This is a genomic window from Terrabacter sp. C0L_2 (assembly GCF_036352015.1).
GTDB classification, from domain to species: domain Bacteria; phylum Actinomycetota; class Actinomycetes; order Actinomycetales; family Dermatophilaceae; genus Terrabacter; species Terrabacter tumescens.
In genome coordinates this window covers 1,664,533-1,683,413 of record NZ_CP143557.1, presented here as the reverse complement: position 1 = coordinate 1,683,413, position 18,881 = coordinate 1,664,533, and the positions used below count along the sequence as shown (strand labels likewise).

21 protein-coding genes and 1 tRNA gene are annotated in these 18,881 nt (G+C 71.6%); 8 read left to right on the top strand and 14 right to left on the bottom strand.

Annotation, left to right across the window (positions count from 1 at the left end; genetic code table 11):
• Window positions 1-2: 2 nt before the first annotated feature.
• Window positions 3-680, top strand: coding sequence for a Crp/Fnr family transcriptional regulator (locus U5C87_RS07900; protein WP_142179195.1), 678 nt, complete (start codon window positions 3-5; stop codon window positions 678-680).
• A gap of 54 nt (window positions 681-734) precedes the next feature.
• Here the strand turns inward: U5C87_RS07900 and U5C87_RS07895 are convergent, their stop codons facing one another.
• The 5 genes from U5C87_RS07895 to U5C87_RS07875 all read right to left on the bottom strand — a co-directional run bounded on the left by U5C87_RS07895 (window position 735) and on the right by U5C87_RS07875 (window position 3,844).
• Window positions 735-1,406 (bottom strand): nucleoside/nucleotide kinase family protein, encoded by a 672-nt coding sequence (locus U5C87_RS07895; protein ID WP_330476048.1) that lies wholly within the window; start codon window positions 1,404-1,406, stop codon window positions 735-737.
• A gap of 55 nt (window positions 1,407-1,461) precedes the next feature.
• Entirely contained in the window at window positions 1,462-2,217 is a 756-nt protein-coding gene (locus tag U5C87_RS07890) for an MBL fold metallo-hydrolase (protein WP_330476047.1), read from the bottom strand.
• A 120-nt stretch (window positions 2,218-2,337) separates the two neighbouring features.
• Window positions 2,338-3,189 (bottom strand): NUDIX hydrolase, encoded by an 852-nt coding sequence (locus U5C87_RS07885; protein ID WP_330476046.1) that lies wholly within the window; start codon window positions 3,187-3,189, stop codon window positions 2,338-2,340.
• Between the two features lie 20 nt (window positions 3,190-3,209).
• Window positions 3,210-3,674, bottom strand: coding sequence for a RidA family protein (locus U5C87_RS07880; RefSeq protein ID WP_020145788.1), 465 nt, complete (start codon window positions 3,672-3,674; stop codon window positions 3,210-3,212).
• A gap of 14 nt (window positions 3,675-3,688) precedes the next feature.
• Window positions 3,689-3,844, bottom strand: a complete 156-nt coding sequence (locus U5C87_RS07875) for a DUF4177 domain-containing protein (protein WP_142179199.1) — start codon at window positions 3,842-3,844, stop codon at window positions 3,689-3,691.
• 73 nt (window positions 3,845-3,917) lie between these two features.
• Between U5C87_RS07875 and U5C87_RS07870 the strand changes: the two genes are divergently transcribed.
• The 4 genes from U5C87_RS07870 (at window position 3,918) to U5C87_RS07855 (ending at window position 8,223) form a co-directional block, all read left to right on the top strand.
• Complete coding sequence (locus U5C87_RS07870) at window positions 3,918-4,688, top strand: alpha/beta hydrolase family protein (protein ID WP_330476045.1); 771 nt, start codon at window positions 3,918-3,920, stop codon at window positions 4,686-4,688.
• Between the two features lie 224 nt (window positions 4,689-4,912).
• Complete coding sequence (locus tag U5C87_RS07865) at window positions 4,913-5,833, top strand: hypothetical protein (RefSeq protein WP_330476044.1); 921 nt, start codon at window positions 4,913-4,915, stop codon at window positions 5,831-5,833.
• A gap of 165 nt (window positions 5,834-5,998) precedes the next feature.
• Window positions 5,999-7,024: an ArsA-related P-loop ATPase gene (locus tag U5C87_RS07860; protein WP_330476043.1), complete on the top strand. Its 1,026-nt coding sequence runs from the start codon at window positions 5,999-6,001 to the stop codon at window positions 7,022-7,024.
• Entirely contained in the window at window positions 7,021-8,223 is a 1,203-nt protein-coding gene (locus U5C87_RS07855) for an ArsA family ATPase (RefSeq protein ID WP_330476042.1), read from the top strand. The genes U5C87_RS07860 and U5C87_RS07855 overlap by 4 nt, the downstream gene beginning before the upstream one ends.
• Before the next feature lie 75 nt (window positions 8,224-8,298).
• Here the strand turns inward: U5C87_RS07855 and U5C87_RS07850 are convergent, their stop codons facing one another.
• Window positions 8,299-8,604 carry a WhiB family transcriptional regulator gene (locus U5C87_RS07850; RefSeq protein WP_443082106.1) on the bottom strand — a complete coding sequence of 102 codons (306 nt, stop codon included), beginning with the start codon at window positions 8,602-8,604 and terminating at the stop codon, window positions 8,299-8,301.
• Window positions 8,605-8,921: 317 nt separating this feature from the next.
• On the opposite strand from U5C87_RS07850, the gene U5C87_RS07845 reads away from it, so the two are divergent.
• Complete coding sequence (locus U5C87_RS07845) at window positions 8,922-11,339, top strand: transglycosylase domain-containing protein (RefSeq protein ID WP_330476041.1); 2,418 nt, start codon at window positions 8,922-8,924, stop codon at window positions 11,337-11,339.
• 217 nt (window positions 11,340-11,556) lie between these two features.
• On the opposite strand, the gene U5C87_RS07840 is transcribed toward U5C87_RS07845, so the two are convergent.
• On the bottom strand, window positions 11,557-12,012 hold the full coding sequence (locus U5C87_RS07840; protein WP_330476040.1) for a GatB/YqeY domain-containing protein: 456 nt from the start codon (window positions 12,010-12,012) through the stop codon (window positions 11,557-11,559).
• Window positions 12,013-12,091: 79 nt separating this feature from the next.
• Between U5C87_RS07840 and U5C87_RS07835 the strand changes: the two genes are divergently transcribed.
• The gene (locus tag U5C87_RS07835; RefSeq protein WP_330476039.1) at window positions 12,092-13,042 is read left to right on the top strand and encodes a metallophosphoesterase; all 951 of its coding nucleotides are present in this window, start codon (window positions 12,092-12,094) and stop codon (window positions 13,040-13,042) included.
• Between the two features lie 113 nt (window positions 13,043-13,155).
• Window positions 13,156-13,232, top strand: a tRNA-Pro gene (locus tag U5C87_RS07830).
• 77 nt (window positions 13,233-13,309) lie between these two features.
• Here the strand turns inward: U5C87_RS07830 and U5C87_RS07825 are convergent.
• The 7 genes from U5C87_RS07825 to U5C87_RS07795 form a co-directional block, all read right to left on the bottom strand.
• On the bottom strand, window positions 13,310-13,897 hold the full coding sequence (locus tag U5C87_RS07825) for a site-specific integrase (protein WP_330476038.1): 588 nt from the start codon (window positions 13,895-13,897) through the stop codon (window positions 13,310-13,312).
• A gap of 47 nt (window positions 13,898-13,944) precedes the next feature.
• A complete protein-coding gene (locus U5C87_RS07820) occupies window positions 13,945-14,478 on the bottom strand; it encodes a hypothetical protein (RefSeq protein WP_330476037.1) in 534 nt (177 codons plus the stop codon).
• Window positions 14,475-14,672 (bottom strand): helix-turn-helix domain-containing protein, encoded by a 198-nt coding sequence (locus U5C87_RS07815; RefSeq protein WP_330476036.1) that lies wholly within the window; start codon window positions 14,670-14,672, stop codon window positions 14,475-14,477. Before U5C87_RS07815 ends, U5C87_RS07820 begins: the two co-directional genes overlap by 4 nt.
• A gap of 13 nt (window positions 14,673-14,685) precedes the next feature.
• Entirely contained in the window at window positions 14,686-16,314 is a 1,629-nt protein-coding gene (locus tag U5C87_RS07810; protein WP_330476035.1) for a replication initiator, read from the bottom strand.
• Window positions 16,315-16,409: 95 nt separating this feature from the next.
• Window positions 16,410-16,802, bottom strand: coding sequence for a WhiB family transcriptional regulator (locus U5C87_RS07805; RefSeq protein ID WP_330476034.1), 393 nt, complete (start codon window positions 16,800-16,802; stop codon window positions 16,410-16,412).
• Entirely contained in the window at window positions 16,799-17,188 is a 390-nt protein-coding gene (locus U5C87_RS07800) for a WhiB family transcriptional regulator (protein WP_330476033.1), read from the bottom strand. Before U5C87_RS07800 ends, U5C87_RS07805 begins: the two co-directional genes overlap by 4 nt.
• 5 nt (window positions 17,189-17,193) lie before the next feature.
• Window positions 17,194-18,798, bottom strand: coding sequence for an FtsK/SpoIIIE domain-containing protein (locus U5C87_RS07795; RefSeq protein ID WP_330476032.1), 1,605 nt, complete (start codon window positions 18,796-18,798; stop codon window positions 17,194-17,196).
• Window positions 18,799-18,881: the final 83 nt, after the last annotated feature.

The window sequence follows — 18,881 nt, the reverse complement described above, 5'->3', positions numbered from 1 at the left end:
CCGTGGATCTCGACGTGGTGAGGCGTGCGCCCCTGTTCAAGGCTCTGGACGACGAGGCGGCCTCCGCCCTGCAGTCCGAGATGAGCCGGTCGCACATGGAGCGCGGCGACGTGCTCTTCCACGAGGGCGACCGGGGTGACACGCTCTACGTCATCGCCGAGGGCAAGATCAAGCTCGGCCGCACGAGCCCCGACGGCCGCGAGAACCTCGTCGCGATCCTCGGTCCGGGCGAGATGTTCGGCGAGCTCAGCCTCTTCGACCCGGGCCCGCGCACGATGACCGCCACCGCCGTCGCCGAGACGCAGCTGCTCGGCCTCGGCAACGACTCCCTCACCGCGATCCTCACGGGCCGCCCCGAGGTGTCCAAGACGCTGCTTGCCGCGCTCGCCCAGCGCCTGCGCCGCACCAACGCCCACCTCGCCGACCTCGTCTTCACCGACGTCCCGGGCCGTGTCGCCAAGGCCCTGCTCGACCTGTCCGAGCGCTTCGGGCGTCCGGTCGAGGGCGGCATCATGGTGAGCCACGACCTCACCCAGGAGGAGCTCGCGCAGCTCGTCGGGGCCTCGCGCGAGACGGTCAACAAGGCGCTCGCCGACTTCGCGACCCGCGGCTGGCTGCGCCTCGAGGCGCGCGCCGTGCTGCTCCAGGACGTCGAGCGCCTCAAGCGCCGCGCCCGCTGACGCCCACGTCTCCCACCCGTTTGAGGTGAACCCGCCGAGGTTACGACGGCGCGCCTACCTCAAAGCACCGAACGACCAGCCGTCCGGACCGTTGACCACGACCCGATCGGCCCGACTGGCCGCTGCTGCGACCACGGTCGCGTTCGGGTCGTCGTTCCGCGTGACCCACGCCTCGGCCGCCTCCTGCTCCTTGCCGAACGCCACGTGTCGCTCGACGAGCCGCGACCGGCGCAGCTGCTCGTCACCCGTGACGAACCAGACCTCGGCGAGCTCGGCGCGCGCCCGTTCCCAGCGCGCCTCGGCCAGCAGCAGGTAGTTGCCCTCGGTCACGACGAGCCGAGCCGACGGAGGGACGACCATGCTTGCGGCCAAAGGCTGCTCGAGCGTCCGCTCGAAGCCGGGCGCATAGATCCACGAGTCCGGCTCCGCCGTGATGCGTCGCAGCAGGTGGGCGTAGCCGTCGGCGTCGAACGTGTCGGGCACCCCCTTGCGCGACCTCGCCCCGAGCCGGTCGAGCTGCGCGTCCGCGAGGTGGAAGCCGTCCATCGGCACGTGCGCGACCCACCCGTCGCCCTCACGCGCGGCGACGCCATCGACGAGCGCCTCGGCCAGCGTCGACTTGCCCGCCCCCGGGGCTCCCGCGATCCCGAGCACCACGCGGCGCCGCTCCCCGACCAGCGCCACCGCCGCGGCGACGAGCGCCTCGAGGCCTGCCTCCGGGGTCATCGGTGGGGTCATCGGTGGGGTCATCGGTGGGGTCATCGGTGGGGTCATCGGTGGCTCATCCGTGCTCGCGGAGGTACTCCAGCTGCGCCTGCACCGACAGCTCGGCGGCGGGCCACACGCTCCGGGGCACGTCGGCATAGACCTGCCCCACGACGGCGTATGCCGTCTGCGCACCTCGGGCGACCGCGTCCCGCACCTGGTCCAGCCGTTCCGCGCGGTGCTTCAGGTAGAAGGTCACGGTGGCAGCCGCGTCGGCGACGAACGGCCCGTGCCCTGGCAGCAGGCTCGTGACCGTGCCGGCCTGCGTGAGGGACTCGATGCGCTCGAGCGAGGCGAGGTAGGACTCGAGGCTGCCGTCTGGCCAGGCGACGACGGTCGTGCCTCGCCCGAGGATCGTGTCGCCGGTGAGCAGCGTGTTGTCGGCCGGGAGCACGAAGGAGAACGAGTCGCGCGTGTGGCCGGGCGTCTCGACGGCGAGGATCTCGAGGCCGCCGACGCGGATGGTCTCCCCCGGCCACAGGTCGTCGTGCCCCCGGCCGAAGGCCCGCACCGGCGCCCCCGTCAGCTCGTGGAACCGGTCGGCGCTCTCGGCGTGGTCGGCGTGCCCGTGCGTGAGCAGGGTCAGCGCGACGCGGCGGCCGGACTGCTCGACCCGCCGCAGCACCGCCTGGAGGTGGCCCTCGTCGAGCGGGCCCGGGTCGACGACGACGACCTCGTCGGAGCCCGGCTCGGTGAGCAGCCAGGTGTTGGTGCCGTCGAGGGTCATCGGCGAAGGGTTGGGGCACAGCACGCACTCGGCGCGCTCGCTCATGGCCCCGCCGTGCCAGCCCGGGTCGGGCGCGGCGCCCTCCATCAGTCCCTCACCCGACCCGTCGGGTCCGTCGGGTCCGCCGGGGCCACCGGGGCCGGCAGGTCCAACGCGCTCGCCGGATCACTGCTCGGCCCACCGCTCGACGATCTCCATCGCCGCCCCGTCGGGGCCGTCGACGACCTCCGGCATGATGAGCGGCAGGGACTCGCTGTGCACGACCACCGCTGCAGCCGAAGGGGCGTCGCGGATCTCCTCCACGCACATGACCGTCGGGGGCAGCATGAGGGCCGAGCCCGCGGCATACGCCTCCAACAGCTCGGACGGGACGAACCAGTCGGCGTGGTCGGCCTCGGAGGTGTCGCCGTCGGCGACCTGGAAGGGGGGCATGACCGCGGCGAAGAACCACGTGTCGTAGCGCCGCGGCTCGAAGACCGGGGTCAGCCAGTGCGCCTTGGCGACGATGAGGTCCGACCGCAGGACGAGGCCCTTGTCGTGCAGCACGTCCGCGAGCGAGAGGCGCCGCTCGACGAGGCCGCGACGGATCTCGGCCCACTCCGGGCCGCCGACGAACGCCAGCGGGCCACTCGCCGAGGGGCTCGCGAGGAGCACGCCGCACTCCTCGAGGACCTCGCGGATGGCGGCGGCGACGTACATCTGCGCCTCGGCAGGCGAGCAGCCGAGCCGGTCGGCCCACTCGGCCGGCGAGGGACCGGCCCAGGGCAGCCCGAGCTCGCCGTCACGCTCGTCGACCCCGCCGCCGGGGAAGACCATCATGCTCGGCGCGAACTCCATCTCGGAGACGCGCCGCAGCATGAAGACCTCGGGCCCCGTGGCCCCGTCGCGCACGAGCATCACGGTGCTCGCGCGGCGCGGGACCGCCTCGTCCCAACGCTCGCCGGCGAGCCAGCGCGACGCCGCGTCGGAGATGCCGGGCGTCGTGGTCAGGGCGAAGCGTCGCTTCGTCTCGCTCACGCGTCCACCACCCTCACCGGTCACCGGGCGACGGAGACGATGACCTCGACCTCGACGGGTGCGTCCAGCGGGAGCGCAGCGACACCGACGGCCGAACGGGCGTGGATCCCCTTGTCACCAAAGGCTTTGACGAGCAGCTCGCTCGCGCCGTTGATGACCCCGGGCTGGCCGGTGAAGCCCGGGTCGGAGGCGACGAAACCGACGACCTTGACGACACGGGTCACCGTGTCGAGGTCGCCGATCTCGGACTTGATGGCCGCGATCGCGTTGAGGGCACACGTCTCGGCGAGGGACTTGGCGGTCTCGGCGTCGACCTCGGCACCGACCTTGCCGGTCGCGGCGAGGGAGCCGTCGACCATGGGCAGCTGACCGGAGGTGAAGACGAGGTCGCCCTCACGGACGACGGGGACGTAGGCGGCGACGGGCGGCACGACCTCGGGTACGGTGAGGCCGAGCTCGGACAGGCGGTCTTCGACTGCAGACATGGTGCGCTGGCTCCTCAGGACTTCGGGCGCTTGAAGTAGGCGACGAGGCTCGTGCCATCGGGACCGTTGACGATCTGGACGAGCTCCCACCCGTCCGCCCCGAAGTTGTCGAGGATCTGCTTGGTGTTGTGGATCAGGAGCGGTGCGGTGAGGTATTCCCACTGGGTCATGGCCCTCACCCTACTCAGTGTCAGCACGGCCCTCGCGGGGTGCGTCGGCGGGGCCGGTGGCACGATGACGCCCATGACGAGCAGCTCCTCGACGACGTCCGCCGCGAGCACTCCGGGGGCCCCGACGCGGTCCTACGGCAGCGACCCGGCGCAGGTCTACGACGTCCTCGCGCCGGCCGCCGGGGCGCCTGCCGTGACGGGCACGGTCGTCGTCGTGCACGGCGGCTTCTGGCGCGCGGAGTACGACCGTGAGCACGCCCGTCCCGAGGCGGCGGCGTTCGCCGGGGCGGGCTACCACGTGGTCCTGGCCGAGTACCGCCGAGTCGGTATGCCGGGTGGGGGCGTCCCCGGGACCCTCGACGACGTCCGCGGCCTCCTCGCGTCGGTGGCCGCCCAGCCCGACCTGCCCAAGCCGCTCGTGCTCGTCGGCCACTCCGCCGGTGGCCACCTCGTGACGTGGGCGGCCGGCCAGCCGTGGGCCCGCGAGCGCGGCATCGCCGGGGTGGTCTCGTTGGCCGGGGTCGTCGACCTCGGGACCGCGGACCGGCTGCACCTCGGCTCCGACGCGACGCGTGACTTCGTCGGGTCCGGCCCCGGCTCTGCCGCTTGGACGTCCGCCGACCCGATGTCGACCCTGCCCCCGAAGGTGCCGGTCCGCCTCGTCAACGGTCTCGACGACGACACCGTGCCGCCCGAGGTCGCCGACGACTACGTGGCCAAGGCGAGGGCGGCCGGCGGCGACGTGACGGTCGACCTCGTGCCGAACGCCGACCACTTCGCCGTCATCACCCCAGAAACCCCCGCCTTCAAAGGAGTCCGAGAGGCAGTCAACTCCCTCCTCTGACCCTCTCCTTCCCGCGGTTCGAGGTGATCCCGGGAGTCGCGTCGGCGCCGACATCACCTCGACGCGGCCCTCGGCGAGCCTTGGTTCGAGGTGATCGCGCACCTGACGTTGTTGCCGGGATCACCTCGACCGGGCTTCCACACCCCCGACCGCTGCGGCCTCGTCATCAACAGGCCTGCGTATGCCGGTCGCTGGCGGCCGGGACGCCCGCGACGTTGGGAGACATGAGGGGTCCAGAACGACGACAGATCGCCCGTGAGCTCGCCGACCGCCACGGCGGGGTGGTGTCGCGGGCGATGCTCCGGTCAGCCGGCATCGAGCGACGCCACGTGGCATACGAGGTCCGTTCGGAGCGATGGGTGGTGCACGGCGACGTCACGGTGGCGGTGCACACTCGTCCGCTGAGCCGTGAGGAGTCACTGTGGCGAGCCGTATGGGAAGTAGGCCCCGCCGTGACGGCCATCGACGGGGTCACGGCGTTGGAGCTCGCCGGTCTGAAGCACTACGACGATCCAGCCATCCACTGCTCCGTCGTTCACACGGCAAGAGTCATCTGGCCGAGCGGCGTGACTGCGCACAAGGTCATCCGTCGCGTGCCAGCCGAGGTTCTCCTGACGGGGATCCCGCGCACGCGGCCTGCCGTCGCGGCGGTTCGGGCGGCTCACTGGGCCGTCAGCGACCGGCAGGCCGCCCTCATCCTGCTGATGACCGCCCAGCAGGGACTGGCCTCGCCGGAGGAACTGCTGCGGACGAGCAAACAGCTGCGGGGCAGACGGCGCAGAGCCTTCGTCAAGAACGTGGTGCGTGACATCGCGCTAGGCGTGCAGTCCTTGGGCGAGCTCGACTTCGCCCACCTGTGTCGCGAGCGCGGACTTCCTGAGCCGGATCGGCAGGTGGTCGTCCACACGGACCGCGGCCGCGTCTACCTCGACGTCCGGTGGCGAAACGGGCTCGTGGTCGAGATCGACGGCGTCCAGCACCGGCGCGCCCTGGCTGTCTCGACGGACAACCTCCGCACCAACGCCCTCGTGCTCAAAGGCGACCGCGCCCTGCGCATCGACCTGGTCGGGCTCAGAGTCTTCACCGACGAGTTCATGGCCCAGGTGGCCCAAGGACACGCCCAGTTCGAGAGCGCCGCCGCCTGACCCTGGATGTCTCGCCGTTCAAGGTGAAACCGACACCCACGCGGGTCACGCAATCACCTCGAACCGCGGGTCCGCTGGGCACCATTGAAGGTGAAACCGACACCCACGGGGGTCACGCGATCACCTCGAACCGGGTGGGGGTGGGGGAGGTTCTAGGGTGGGAGCGTGACGAACGACTGGGCGCGGGCGCGGCTGCACGTCGTCACGGGCAAGGGCGGCACGGGCAAGACCACCGTCGCCTCGGCGATCGCACTGGCGCTGGCCTCCGCACCGGCCCACGTGCTGCTCACCGAGGTCGAGGGGCGGCAGGGCATCAGCCAGACGTTCGACGTCCCGCCGCTCGGCACCGACGAGACCCGGATCGTGCGCCTCTCCGGCGGCGGCGAGCTCGTCGGGCTGTCGATCGACCCCAAGGCCGCCCTGCTGGAGTACCTCCAGATGTTCTACAAGCTCGGCCGCGCCGGCCGACTGCTCGAGAAGTTCGGGGCCATCGACTTCGCCACGACCATCGCGCCGGGCGTGCGCGATGTGCTGCTCATCGGCAAGATCTACGAGGCCAACCGGCGCCGGCGCGACGGCAAGCACAAGGGCGACGCCCCACCGGTCTACGACGGCATCGTCCTCGACGCCCCGCCGACGGGCCGCATCGGCCGGTTCCTCTCGGTCAACTCCGAGGTGGCCGACCTCGCCCGTGTCGGCCCGATCGCGTCGCAGGCCTCCTCGATCACGCGCCTGCTCCAGTCAGACCAGACGGTCGTCCACGTCGTGACCCTCCTCGAGGAGATGCCGGTGCAGGAGACCCTCGAGTCGATCGACGAGCTGCGCGAGAAGGGCCTGCACCCGGGCGCCGTCATCGTCAACCTGGTGCGCGAGCCGCTGCTCGACGACGTCGCCCTCGACCAGGCGCGCGAGGGCCGCCTGCACAAGGCGTCGATCCGCACCCAGCTCACCGAGGCCGGGGTCAGCGCGACGCCCGAGCTCGTCGACGGCCTGCTCGAGGAGGCCCGCGACCACGCCGAGCGCATCGACCTCGAGCGCGAGCAGCTCGCCCTCCTCGAGGCCACCGGCCTGCCGATCGTCCAGCTGCCCGCGCTGCCGGCCGGCGTCGACTCCGGCTCGGTCCGCGAGCTCGCCGACCTGCTCGTCCCGCTCTTCCTGACCCAGTGCGCCGACGCCGAGGTCGAGGCGTGAGCCCGCAGAGCCAGGGCAGCCGGGGCACCCCCGGCCGGGTCTCGAGCGCCGCCCCCAGGCTCGACGTCGACGCACTCATCGACGACCCCCGCACCCAGATCGTCGTCTGCTGCGGCTCCGGCGGCGTGGGCAAGACGACGACCGCAGCCGCCCTCGGCCTGCGCGCCGCCGAGTCGGGACGCAGGGTCGTCGTCCTCACCATCGACCCGGCCCGGCGCCTCGCCCAGTCACTGGGCCTGACCGAGCTCGACAACACCCCGCGCCCGGTCACCGACATCGACGCCACGGCCGGCGGCAGCCTGCACGCCATGATGCTCGACATGAAGCGGACCTTCGACGAGGTCGTCATCGCCCACTCCGAGCCGGGCAAGGCCGAGCAGATCCTCGCGAACCCCTTCTACCAGGCGGTCAGCAGCTCCTTCGCCGGCACGCAGGAGTACATGGCGATGGAGAAGCTCGGCCAGCTCAAGGCGAGCGCCGGCACCCCGGACGCACCGTGGGACCTCATCGTCGTGGACACCCCGCCCTCACGCTCGGCCCTCGACTTCCTCGACGCCCCGAACCGGCTGGGAAGCTTCCTCGACGGCCGCTTCATCCGGCTGCTGACCGCGCCCGCCAAGGCCGGCGGACGCGCCGGGCTCAAGGTCTTCGGTGTCGGCGTCCAGCTCGTCACGTCGACGATGACGAAGATCCTCGGCGGCCAGATGCTCACCGACGTCCAGACCTTCGTCAACGCGCTCGACACGATGTTCGGCGGCTTCCGCGAGCGCGCCGACGAGACCTACCGGCTGCTCTCCGAGGACGGCACGGCCTTCCTCGTCGTCGCCGCACCCGAGCGCGACGCGCTGCGCGAGGCGTCCTACTTCGTCGACCGGCTCGAGGCGGACGGTATGCCGCTGGCCGGGCTCGTCGTCAACCGCATCGGTCGCGTCTCGGCGACGGGGGTCACCCCGGCGCGCGCGCTCGCGGCCGCGGAGTCCCTCGAGGACGGCGGCGGTCCGAAGTCGGCGTCCAACGCCGCCGGGCTGCTGCGCCTGCACGCCGCGCTCGTCCGTACGGCCGAGCGACAGCGCGAGCTCGCCGACCGCTTCTCACGGTCACACCCCGGCATACCCGTGGTGCAGGTGCCGGCGCTCGGACGCGACGTGCACGACCTCGACGGCCTGCGCGAGATCGGGCACGCGCTTGCGGGGTCGTGACGCACCCGATGGGTGGTCACGGCCCCGTTCACGTCTTCGATGTGGCGACCGGAGACCGGTCGATGTGGTGCCGGTTCAGTCGCGCTTGCCCTGGGAGGCCATGCCTGCCCGGAGCGCGGACTTCCACGACGTGATGTCAGGCCGCTTGCGCAGCAGGGCCCGGCGCTCGCGCTCGGTCATGCCTCCCCAGACACCGAACTCGGTACGGTTGTCGAGAGCCTCGGCCAGGCACTGCGCGAGGACCGGACACGTCTTGCAGACGGCCTTCGCGTCGTGCTGGGCCTTGCCTCGGACGAACAGCGCATCGGGATCCGAACCGGAGCAGCTGGCCTGACTGGCCCACTCGTCCACCCACGGATCCACCATGACGACAGCACTCATTGTGTTACCCCTCCCCGCTCGGCACCTCCCATGACACCGAGCAGACCCGGACCGTCCCACCGGTCCAGATCGTGCGGGCCCCCCTAAGGCCCAAACGAGACATTACGAGCGTGGAGCCCGGTCCGACATAGCCTCTATGGACCATTTAGTTGAGGGAGTGACTAGTCACCTGCCCCGGGCAAGCCCCGGGGAGCCCTGGTCATCAGGGTGGCGACGCGGGTCCCTGATACGTGCGGATGCCCGCGCGGCCGCACACGAAGGGTCTGCGCAGCGCCGGAAGCCCGGTGGCCATAGGGTGAGCGGTTACCCTAAGGCCCATGTCTTCACGCACTACCTCGATCGGTGGCGTCATCAGCCTGCTCGGCGCGTTCCTCGCGTCCGCGCTCGTGCTCGGACTGCTCGCCGCCGGCCTGGTGATGCCCGCGGTGGGCGCCACGGGCGCCCTCGCCCGCAGCGGCGTCGACGTCTTCAACGAGCTCCCGAGCGAGTTCACGACCAACCCGCTGGCCCAGACCTCGCGCATCCTCGCGGCCGACGGCACGGTCATCGCGACGCCGCAGGAGCAGAACCGCACGATCGTGCCGCTCGACAAGATCGCGCCGATCATGCGCGAGGCGCAGATCGCCATCGAGGACCACCGCTTCTACGACCACGGCGGCATCGACATCCAGGGCACCATGCGCGCGGTCATCTCCAACCTGCGCAGCGGCTCGTCGGTCGGCGCCTCGTCGCTCACGCAGCAGTACGTGAAGATCTCGCTGCAGTACTCCGCCCTCAACGCCGGTGACAAGGAGGCCGCGGCGGAGGCGGTGAAGAAGGACTACATGCGCAAGCTCAAGGAGCTGAAGTACGCCATCACGCTGGAGAAGAAGCTGACGAAGGACGAGATCCTCCAGGGCTACCTCAACCTCGTCTACTACGGCGACCGTGCCTACGGCGTCGAGGCCGCGGCCCAGCACTACTTCAGCATCCCGGCCAGCAAGCTGAGCCTGTCGCAGGCGGCCCTGCTCGCCGGGCTGACGCAGAACCCGGGCACGACCGACCCGGTCAACTTCCCGAAGAAGGCCATCGCCCGCCGCGACGTCGTGCTCGACCGCATGCACGAGCTCGGCCGGATCACCGACAAGCAGTGGCAGGACGCCAAGAAGCGCACGCTCAAGCAGGACATGCGGGTCTCGCAGCCGAAGAGCACCTGCCTCGCGTCGCCCTACCCCTACTGGTGCGACTTCATCGTCAACTACGCCCTCGCGATGCCGCAGCTCGGCAAGACGCTCGAGGAGCGCAAGCGCACCCTCTACCGCGGCGGCGTCACCATCACGACGACGCTCGACCCCAAGCTGCAGGACTACGCGCAGAAGGAGGTCACCAAGAAGGTGCCGATCGGCAACAGCGAGCGCATCGGCGCGGCCGCCTACGTCGCCGACCCCAACACGGGCCAGGTGAAGGCCTTCGCCCAGAACACGGCATACACCGTCGACAAGGAGACGAAGGGCAAGACGGGCATCAACTGGGCGCTCGACAAGAAGTACGGCGGCTCGATCGGATTCCAGTTCGGCTCGACGGCCAAGGCCTTCGCGCTCGTGACGGCCATGGAGTCCGGCATGACGACGAAGTCGAGCATCGATGCCAAGGGCGCCGGCGGCAACTCGCAGGCCGTCTACACCCCCAAGGAGTGGCCGGGCGGCATGGCCAACTGCGGCCCGGGTGGCACGTGGAAGGTCTTCAACGACAGTCCCTTCGCCGGCGGCAAGATCTCGCTCATGGAGGCGACGGCCAAGTCGACCAACACCGCGTTCGTCGCCCTCGCCGAGAAGCTCGGCGGCTGCAAGGTGCGTGACACGATGCTGCGCCTCGGCCTGCACCAGGCCGACGGTGAGCCGGTCGGACGCTACGCCCCGCAGTACATCCTCGGCGCCTCCGACGTCTCGCCGCAGGGTGTCGCCCACGCCTACGGTGTCCTCGCTGCCGACGGCAAGAAGTGCCCGATGGTGGCCGTCACGAAGATCACCCAGAACGGCAAGAACATCGCCCTGCCGGCGACGAAGTGCGCGCAGGTCGTCGAGCCGGATGTCGTCCGCGCCACCGACAAGTTCCTCGAGTTCAACATGACCCACGGCTCGGGCATCCGCAACCAGCTCGCCGACGGCAAGCGCCAGTCCGCCGGCAAGACCGGCACGGCCAACAACAACAACGAGTCGTGGTTCGTCGGCTACACGCCGCAGCTCGTCACGGCCGTCTGGGTGGGCACGCCCTACGACCCGATCGACCGCGTCATGAAGAACATCAAGGTCGGGGGCAACTTCTACCCCGTCATGCACGGCGCGGCGATCGCGGCGCCGATCTGGAAGGCCATCATGAACAAGGCCCTCGACGGCCAGCCGATGGTCGACTTCAAGGAGCCCTCGTCCAAGCTCGTCTCCGGCGACCAGGTCGACGTCCCCAGCGTCACCGGCATGTCGGTCTCGCAGGCCATCGCGACGCTGCAGGCCGCGGGCTTCTCGGCCGGCGTCGGCGGCACGATGAGCTCGTCGGTGCAGAGCGGCCTCGTCGCCGGCACCTCGCCCTACGGCAAGGCCCCCAACGGCAGCTTCGTGACGATCTACACCTCACGCGGCGCCGACCGCCAGCAGCTGCCGCAACCGCAGACAACCGTCGCGCCGCCCGCCGGTGGTGGGGGCAACACCAAGCCGGGCAAACCCGGCGGCAAGCCGACCAAGCCCCCAGGACGCGGCTGACGCAGTCCTGACGAAGGCCCGACGCGCTGCGCGTCGGGCCTTCGTCGTCCCCGCCACGCGGCACACGACCCAAGAGCGTGGTGCCGCACGCCGATCGCGTATGCCGTGTGGCGGGTGAGCGCGTGCGCCCGCCAGGGTGGCCGCGAGGTCAGGAACGGAAGGCGGCCACGGCCTCGGCGCGGTTCGACACGGCGGCCGACCAACGGCCAGCCGGTGGTCAGCCGGCGAGGACCCGGCGCACGATCGCGGCGACACGGCCGCCCTCGGCGCGCCCGTCGACGGCGGCGTTGGCGGCCTTCATCGCCAGGCCCATCTGCGGCATGCCGGTGGCGCCGGAGGACGCGACGGCCTCGCGGACGATCGCCTCGAGCTCGTCGTCGCCGAGCTGCTTGGGCAGGTAGGTCTCGAGGACGGCGAGCTCCGCCTCCTCCTTGTCGGCGAGCTCGGCGCGGCCGGCGCCGGTGTAGGCCTCGGCGGCCTCACGGCGCTTCTTGGCCTCCTTGGCGAGGACCTTGAGCACGTCGTCGTCGGTGAGCTCGCGGTGCTCCTTGCCGGCGACCTCCTCGTTGGTGACGGCGGTGAGGGCCATCCGCAGCGAACCGGCCCGGACCTGGTCGCGCTCGCGCATCGCGGACGTGAGGTCGGCCTGCAGCTGCTCCTTGAGGGTGCTCATGCGTCCAGTCTGTCAGGTCGGGCGCGCCCCATCGTCCGGCTGCGTCGGGCCGGCCGCCGTGGGTGCGAGGATGGGCCCCATGCGTGCCGCGACCAAGACCGTGCTCAAGACCGCGCTCGGACTGGGCGCGGCCGGTGCCGGGGTGCTCGGGTGGGCCTCCCTCATCGAGCGCAACGCCTTCGTGCTGCGCCGGTTCGACGTGCCGGTGCTGCCCGACGGCGCCGCGCCCCTGCGGGTGCTGCACCTGTCGGACCTGCACCTGCTCCCCCGCCAGCGCGCCAAGCGCGCCTGGGTGCACAGCCTCGCCTCGCTCGACCCGGACCTCGTCATCACGACGGGCGACAACATCGCGGCGGCCGACGCCGTGCCGGCCCTCCTCGACGCCTACGAGCTGCTCCTCGGCATCCCGGGCGTCTTCGTGCTCGGCTCCAACGACTACTTCGCGCCCAGGCTGAAGAACCCGCTCGGCTACCTGACGCGCAACTTCGCCAAGGGCGTCGGCACGACCCAGCGGTTGCCCACCGCGGACCTCGTGCGGGGCATGAGCTCGCGCGGCTGGGTGGACCTGACGAACCGGCGCGACTCGATCACGGTGCGCGACCTGCGCATCGACCTCGTCGGCGTCGACGACCCGCACCTCGGCTACGACCGCCTCGACCTCGTCCGCGGCCCGGCGTCGCCCGACGCCGACCTCGCACTCGCCGTGACGCACGCGCCCTACCAGCGCGTCCTTGACGCGTATGCCGCGGACGGCGCGGACCTCATCGTCGCCGGCCACACCCATGGCGGTCAGGTCTGCGTGCCGGGCTACGGCGCGCTCGTGACCAACTGCGACCTCGACACGAGCCGGGTCAAGGGCCTGTCGCGCTGGTGGCCGGGGGCCGGCTCGACGCCGTCGTCGCTGGCGCCGGAGGGGGCTGCGTGGCTCGAGGTGTCCGCTGGTCTCGGCACGGCGCCGACCGCTCCCGTGCGCCTCGCCTGCCGTCCCGAGGCGACGCTCCTGACGCTCGTCCCCCGCTCGCAGGACTGATCGGCGGCGGGGTCGTGGGTGGCTGCGACGGCCCGATTCGGAGTTGGGCCGGGGGCTGCGCTAGCATCTCTGCTTGCTGCCTCCGGTCCGCGGACCAGGGGTAGATGCAGCACCGGGGTGTGGCGCAGCTTGGTAGCGCGCTTCGTTCGGGACGAAGAGGTCGCAGGTTCAAATCCTGTCACCCCGACCAGTGTCTCCGCAGGTCAAAGGCCCTCTGCCAACCACAGGCAGGGGGCCTTCGCCGTCGCTGAGTGACAATCTGAGTGACTACCGATCCGCATCGCCCGTCCCGAACAGGCTGTCCATGGCAACCGCTCCGGTCTGGAGGACGGGGCGAATCTGGTGGCGGTAGACGAGCTCGGTGACGCTCGTCCCGCTGTGACCGACGAGACGAGAAATCTCCTCGATCGAGACACCCGAGTCGGAGAGCAACGACACGAACGAGTGCCGCAGCTCCCGTGGCGACCAGTCGCTCGGCTCGATGTTCGGCACCTTCGCGAGAGCCATGCGAAAGGCACGCAGGGCGTTGTTCCTGTCCATCGGGGTGCCGACCTTGCTCGGAAACACCAGGCCGCTGTCTGTCCAGCGCTCCCCCACCTGGAGACGCAGCTCGGCCTGCTCGACCCGCTGTCGCCGGAGAGCGTCGACCGCCCTGCTCGGAAGGGCCAGCGTCCGCCGCGACTTTCGCGTCTTGGTGTCCCCGCCTGACCGGACCGAACGCCAGACCTCCACGTAGGCAGGCACGGGCGGCGATGCGCTCGGGATGCCGTCTAGGTGTACGTGCTGCCACTTGAGCGCCCGCAGCTCTTCGGTCCGGGCACCCGTAAGCAGCGACACGACGATGTAGTTGTGCATCCAGTCGCCGGCCGTCTTGGTCAGGACGTCTCGTGCCTGCTCGGTTGTCAGCGACTTCGACGGGCGACCGGGTCGCCGGTCGGGACGGTGCAGAGAAGCACGACGTTGCGCTTGACCTTGTCGCGAGCCATGGCACGGTTCACCGCGCGGACGAGACAGGCGCGGACACCGCGCAGCGTCCGAGTGCTCAGGTTCCCCGAGAGCCCGAGCAGCCACGCATCGACCTCGCGCGCGGTCAGGTCCCGGAGGCGTCGCGCGCCCAGGTGCGGGATCACGTGGTTGCGACTGAGACTCTCGTTGGCGGCGCGGGTCTCCTCGTCGCGCGAGTTGAGGCCGAAGGCCAGCCAGTCCTCGACCGCTTGCTTCACGGTGTAGGTGTCATCACCGACGGCGACCCCGTCCTCGTGGTCACGAAGAACTTCGCGCAGCTTGCGCTTGGCCTCGGTCTTTGTCCGGCCCGAGCCCTTCTTGACGATGCGCTTGCCACGGCCGTCATAGCCGAGGGTGACGGTCGCGATCCATCGTTGTCGACGTTCGTCCCAGTGCAGCCCACCGTCGCCCTTCGACCTTCGCTCGGTCATGCGACGTCCTCGGAAAGCGACTCGAGGTAGTCGTGGAGCGCGACGACAGGGACCAGCCGCCGACTCCCCTGTTTGACCGTGCGCAGCCTGCCCGACCGGATCAGCTCGTAGATGACGGATCTGCTCAACCGGAGGGCCTCGGCCGCCTCATCAACGCGGTAAGCCAGTGCCGGAACTTCCTTCTGGTGCTTCATCACTGCTCTCCTCTCAATCGGGTTGCGCACCGGTCGGCGCGCACTGGGTCGTTGCCGAATGACTGTCCACAGGTGTGACGGGCGGTGAGCCGCGCTGACTTTCGCGTTGTGCCGCAGTGTGTTTCGCGTCCTCGTACTGGGTGCGCCAGCGTTGGGCTTGGTGCAGGGAGGCGCTGATGACGGCGGTGTAGTCGCGTTCGCGGAGGGGGACGTCTTCCCAGACGAACCGGGGCAGCCCGTCCTCGTGCAGGACGTCGGCGGCGAGCCGGTCGGCCTCGGGGGCCTCGATGCCGGCCTCGGTGAGGACGGCGCGGACGACGGCGGCGCGGTCGGCCTTGTGCTGGGTGAGGGTCTTGCCGGACCAGTGGCGGGAGACCAGGACGCGGCGGCCGCCGAGGCCGAGGTGGTCCCGGTCGTGGGCCTTGGACGGGCAGGCGCCCGGGATCAGGCCGGGGCCGGGGTCCTTGGGTTGGATGCCGTGGCGCAGCCAGTTCGCGCAGGCCGGGGAGCAGGGCAGCCACCGGACTTCGCGGTGCAGCCGGTCGATGTGCCGCTCGTATGCCAGGGCCGCCGCATCGGGTTCACGCTCCGGGCCATGAGGGTCCTGGCCGTCGTTGGCGGGTGTTCCGGCGTAGGTGTCGGCGATGGACTTGGTCAGGTACTTGCACAGGTACCGGACGGCGCGGTCGCTGTCGGGGGTGCCGCCGAGCAGGCCTTTGATGTCGACCTGCTTCCCGAGGGTGAGTACGTGCATCGGCTCGACGTCTTCGCCCACGGCGCGGTCTGCGTCGAGCCGGTCGAGGGCGTCCTGCCACCTGAGCAGCGGGGCTCCGGTGGTCGGGTCGGTGTAGGCCTCGCGGTCGCGGTCCCAGACCGGGAGGGTGTCGCCGTCGAAGACGACCTCGTCGATGGAGGGCCACCAGATGGCGGCGTAGGTGCCGCGGGCGACGGCCTTGATGGTGGCTCGCGGGATGGCGCCGCGGACGGCGGCGTGCAGGTGCGGGGCGAGCCGGCGTTGGGGTTCGACGGCGGCGAAGTATTGGACCTTGTAGCCGGCCGCGCGGCGCAGGTTCTGCCAGAACCGGTCGACCAGCCGCGGGAACAACAGCGCGTCGAGCGCGGCGCGGCGGTAGTCGTATCGGGCCGGGTTGCGGGGGACGCCGCTGCCGGGCAGCACCTTGCCGTAGGAGGGCAGGGTGAGAGTGAGGAACATCGAGGGCCGGTAGGTGCGGCCGGTGCGCTCGTCGGTGAACGCCGTGCCGATGGTGCGGTCCTCGACGGGGATCGTGGGCAGGTCGGGGAAGCCGGGCAGGTGCCGGGTCGAGCGCACCCGACGCGACGGGGCCCCGGCGTCCGGCGCCTCGTCGGCCTGGTCCGCCCCTTCCTCGTCTTCGAGCTGGTCTTCGTCGTCGAGCTGGTCGGTGTCGAGGTGGCGTGGTGGGTCCTCGGTGAGGTGCCAGCCTTCGCGGCACTGGTGCATCCGTAGCCGGCGGGCCTTCTCGGCGCAGGACGGGCAGACCTTCTCCCGGGTGGAGCCGCACGCGATGGGCACGGTGGTGACGGCGCCGGTCGCGCGGTCGGTGACCTGGCGCAGCAGCGGCCGGATGCAGACCCCAGCGCTCTCGGCGGCGGCGACGGCCATGTCGGTGGTGACGCCGTCGTGAGCGCGGGTCCGCAGCCGCCGCTCAACGCCAGTCCCGCGGCCAGTGGTCGCAGCAGGTGCCGGGCGGTGGCTGCTCATGCCGCGCCGCCGAGCGGGAGGACGCCCTGCCACGCAGGCCGGTCGTCGTTGGCGCCGGACGCTTTGACCCAGCGCGGCACCGGCGGGGCGACGTAGTCCGGGTCCCGGTTCGTCCCCGCCCACCATCCCGCGCACACCCCCGAGGTGTCGGCGTACGCGGCGCAGTCCGCGAGGACCGGGCATGCCGTGCAGAGCCCGCGCATGGACTCGGCATCCCACGGGCCGATGCGCTCGGGATCGGCGGTCCACGGCAGGTCGGTGCGGGCGCCGCACGAGCCGAGCGTCTGCCACGCCACCGAGCCGAGCGGGCGTCGAGCTGCGGCGTCCGCGGCCTGGCACCAGACGGCCTCCAGGGCGGCCCACCGGGCGGAGCGGGTCAAGGCGGTCATGCGATCTCACCCCCAGCAGCAGACCCAAGACCTGACGGCCGAGAGAGTGCGTCGTCGACGACGACGGCAAGGGGGACACCGCGCGCGAGCCGCTTCCGGAGCGGGCGCCGTTCTGGGGCACCGAAGCCGCCCCAGGTCCCGAACGGCTCGTCGAAGACGAGGGCCCAGGCCAGGCAGGGGCGGCGGACCGGGCAGTCGTCGCAGATGGACGCGGCGCGGGCGTGGACGCGGCGTGAGGTCTCGGCGAACCAGAGTTCGGCGTCGGTCTGGCGGCAGGTGCCGTACTCCTTCCAGCCGCCGGAGGCGAGGTCACGTGGCACCGGGCCGGTCGAGCGCGACAGGTCCGGCCCACCCGACAGGGCGGTCAGTGCGGTCTGGGTGCGCATGGTGATCAGGCCGCCTCAGGTCCGCGGTCGGCCGACCCCGACCGCAACCCCGACACGGATGAGGCGGGGTCAGCGTCCTCGCGCGGTCGGCGTTCCCGCGGCGTGCGGGGCTGGCGCGGGGTGCGCGTCGCGCGCGCAGGTCGCGGCGTGCGAGGCGTCGGCATAGAGGCGACGTCTGCCCGAGCCATCTCCTCGTGGGGCTGCGTGACGGCCGGGGCCTCGCTGGTGGTGTCTTCGATGACGAGAGCGGGGTAGGTGGCGGCGGTCTCGCGGACGAGCTGGTCGGGCCAGTAGTCGGCGCGGACCCGGTCGAGGGTGCCGTCCTCCTCGACGATCCAGGCGGAGCCGGGCGCGGCCGGGGAGAGCCGGTGCGCGGGGGCGAGGGCGGCGGTGCCGTCGCCGAGGACCATTCGGGTCTCCTCGGCCGAGCGGAGCCGTAGGGCGATGGTCTGGGTGAACAGGCCTCGCATCCCGACGACCTCTTTGCGGGGGTCTTGCACGCAGGCCAGGACGACGACGCCCAGGGCGCGGCCTTGGGTGAGGATCTCGGCGAGCAGCCGGGAGGCTTCCCGCTTGGTGTCCGTGTCGCTGTAGGCGGTCAGGGCGGCGAGCTCGTCGATCACGAGCACGTGCAGCGGGTCCCCGGGACGGGGCGCGTGGAGGCGGGAGACGCCGGCCATGGCCCGCCCGCGGTCCTCGATGACCTGCAGGAGTCGGGTCAGGGTCTGGATCGCGTCGGCGGGGGTGACGGCGACGGTGGTGAACAGGTGGCGGCCCATCATGACCTCGACGCCGCGTTTGAGGTCGACGCCCCAGAGCCGGACCAGGTCCGCCCGCACGGCGGGGGCGAGGCCTCCGCAGACGCCCCACAGCATGGAGCCCTTCCCGGAGCCTGAGCAGCCGACGACGAGGGTGTGCCGACCGCGGACCTGGAGCGCCCACGGAGTGTCGTCCTGCCGGCGTCCGAGGGTGATGGTGTCCACCGTCAGGTCTCGGCCGAGGGGTGCGGGCAGCTGCGCGTCGGCGGTCGCCGAGAGGGCCTCTCGCATGACGAGGGCGATGTCGAGGACGGACGGGGTCCGCTGCCGGACCCGGTATGACACCGCGGACGCTGCAGCGGCGAGGGCCGGAGCTGCCGCCTCGAGGTCCTGGACGGTCTGTCCCATCCGGGTCCGGACCCGCAGCGTGAGCGTGTCCCCGGCGGTGAGGACGTCGACCAGCCGGGGCGGGACCCACTCCGAGGCGGTGCCGGTCGAGGAGACCTGCACGCGGCCGTTGCGGCGGGCCAGCGCCCAGGTACGGCGGCGGACGTTGCGCTGCACCGACAGCCCGCACTCCCGCGTGAGGGCCGGCCACGTTCGGCGGGCCCACCGGCGCCACCCGAACCGACGCGACGGACCGGCAAGCCAGCGCTGATACCCGGCCGGCCACCGGTACTCCCAGACCGCGACCACCAGACCAGGCAGCGCCGCGACGGTGATGAGGACCCGCGCCGCCGCGGGATCGGGGTGGGTCAGGGCCGCCAGCAGCGCCAGCAGCGCGAACCCGAGCGCCCACCGCGGGTGACGTCGCGCCCACCGGCCCCAGCCTTCCGCGAGGGCGAGCACCACGCGAGCGCCCGCACCGGCCGAGCGCAGGGCCCGGGAGCCGACCGCAGCCGACCCCCGAACCCCACGCGGAACAGCAGTTGAGG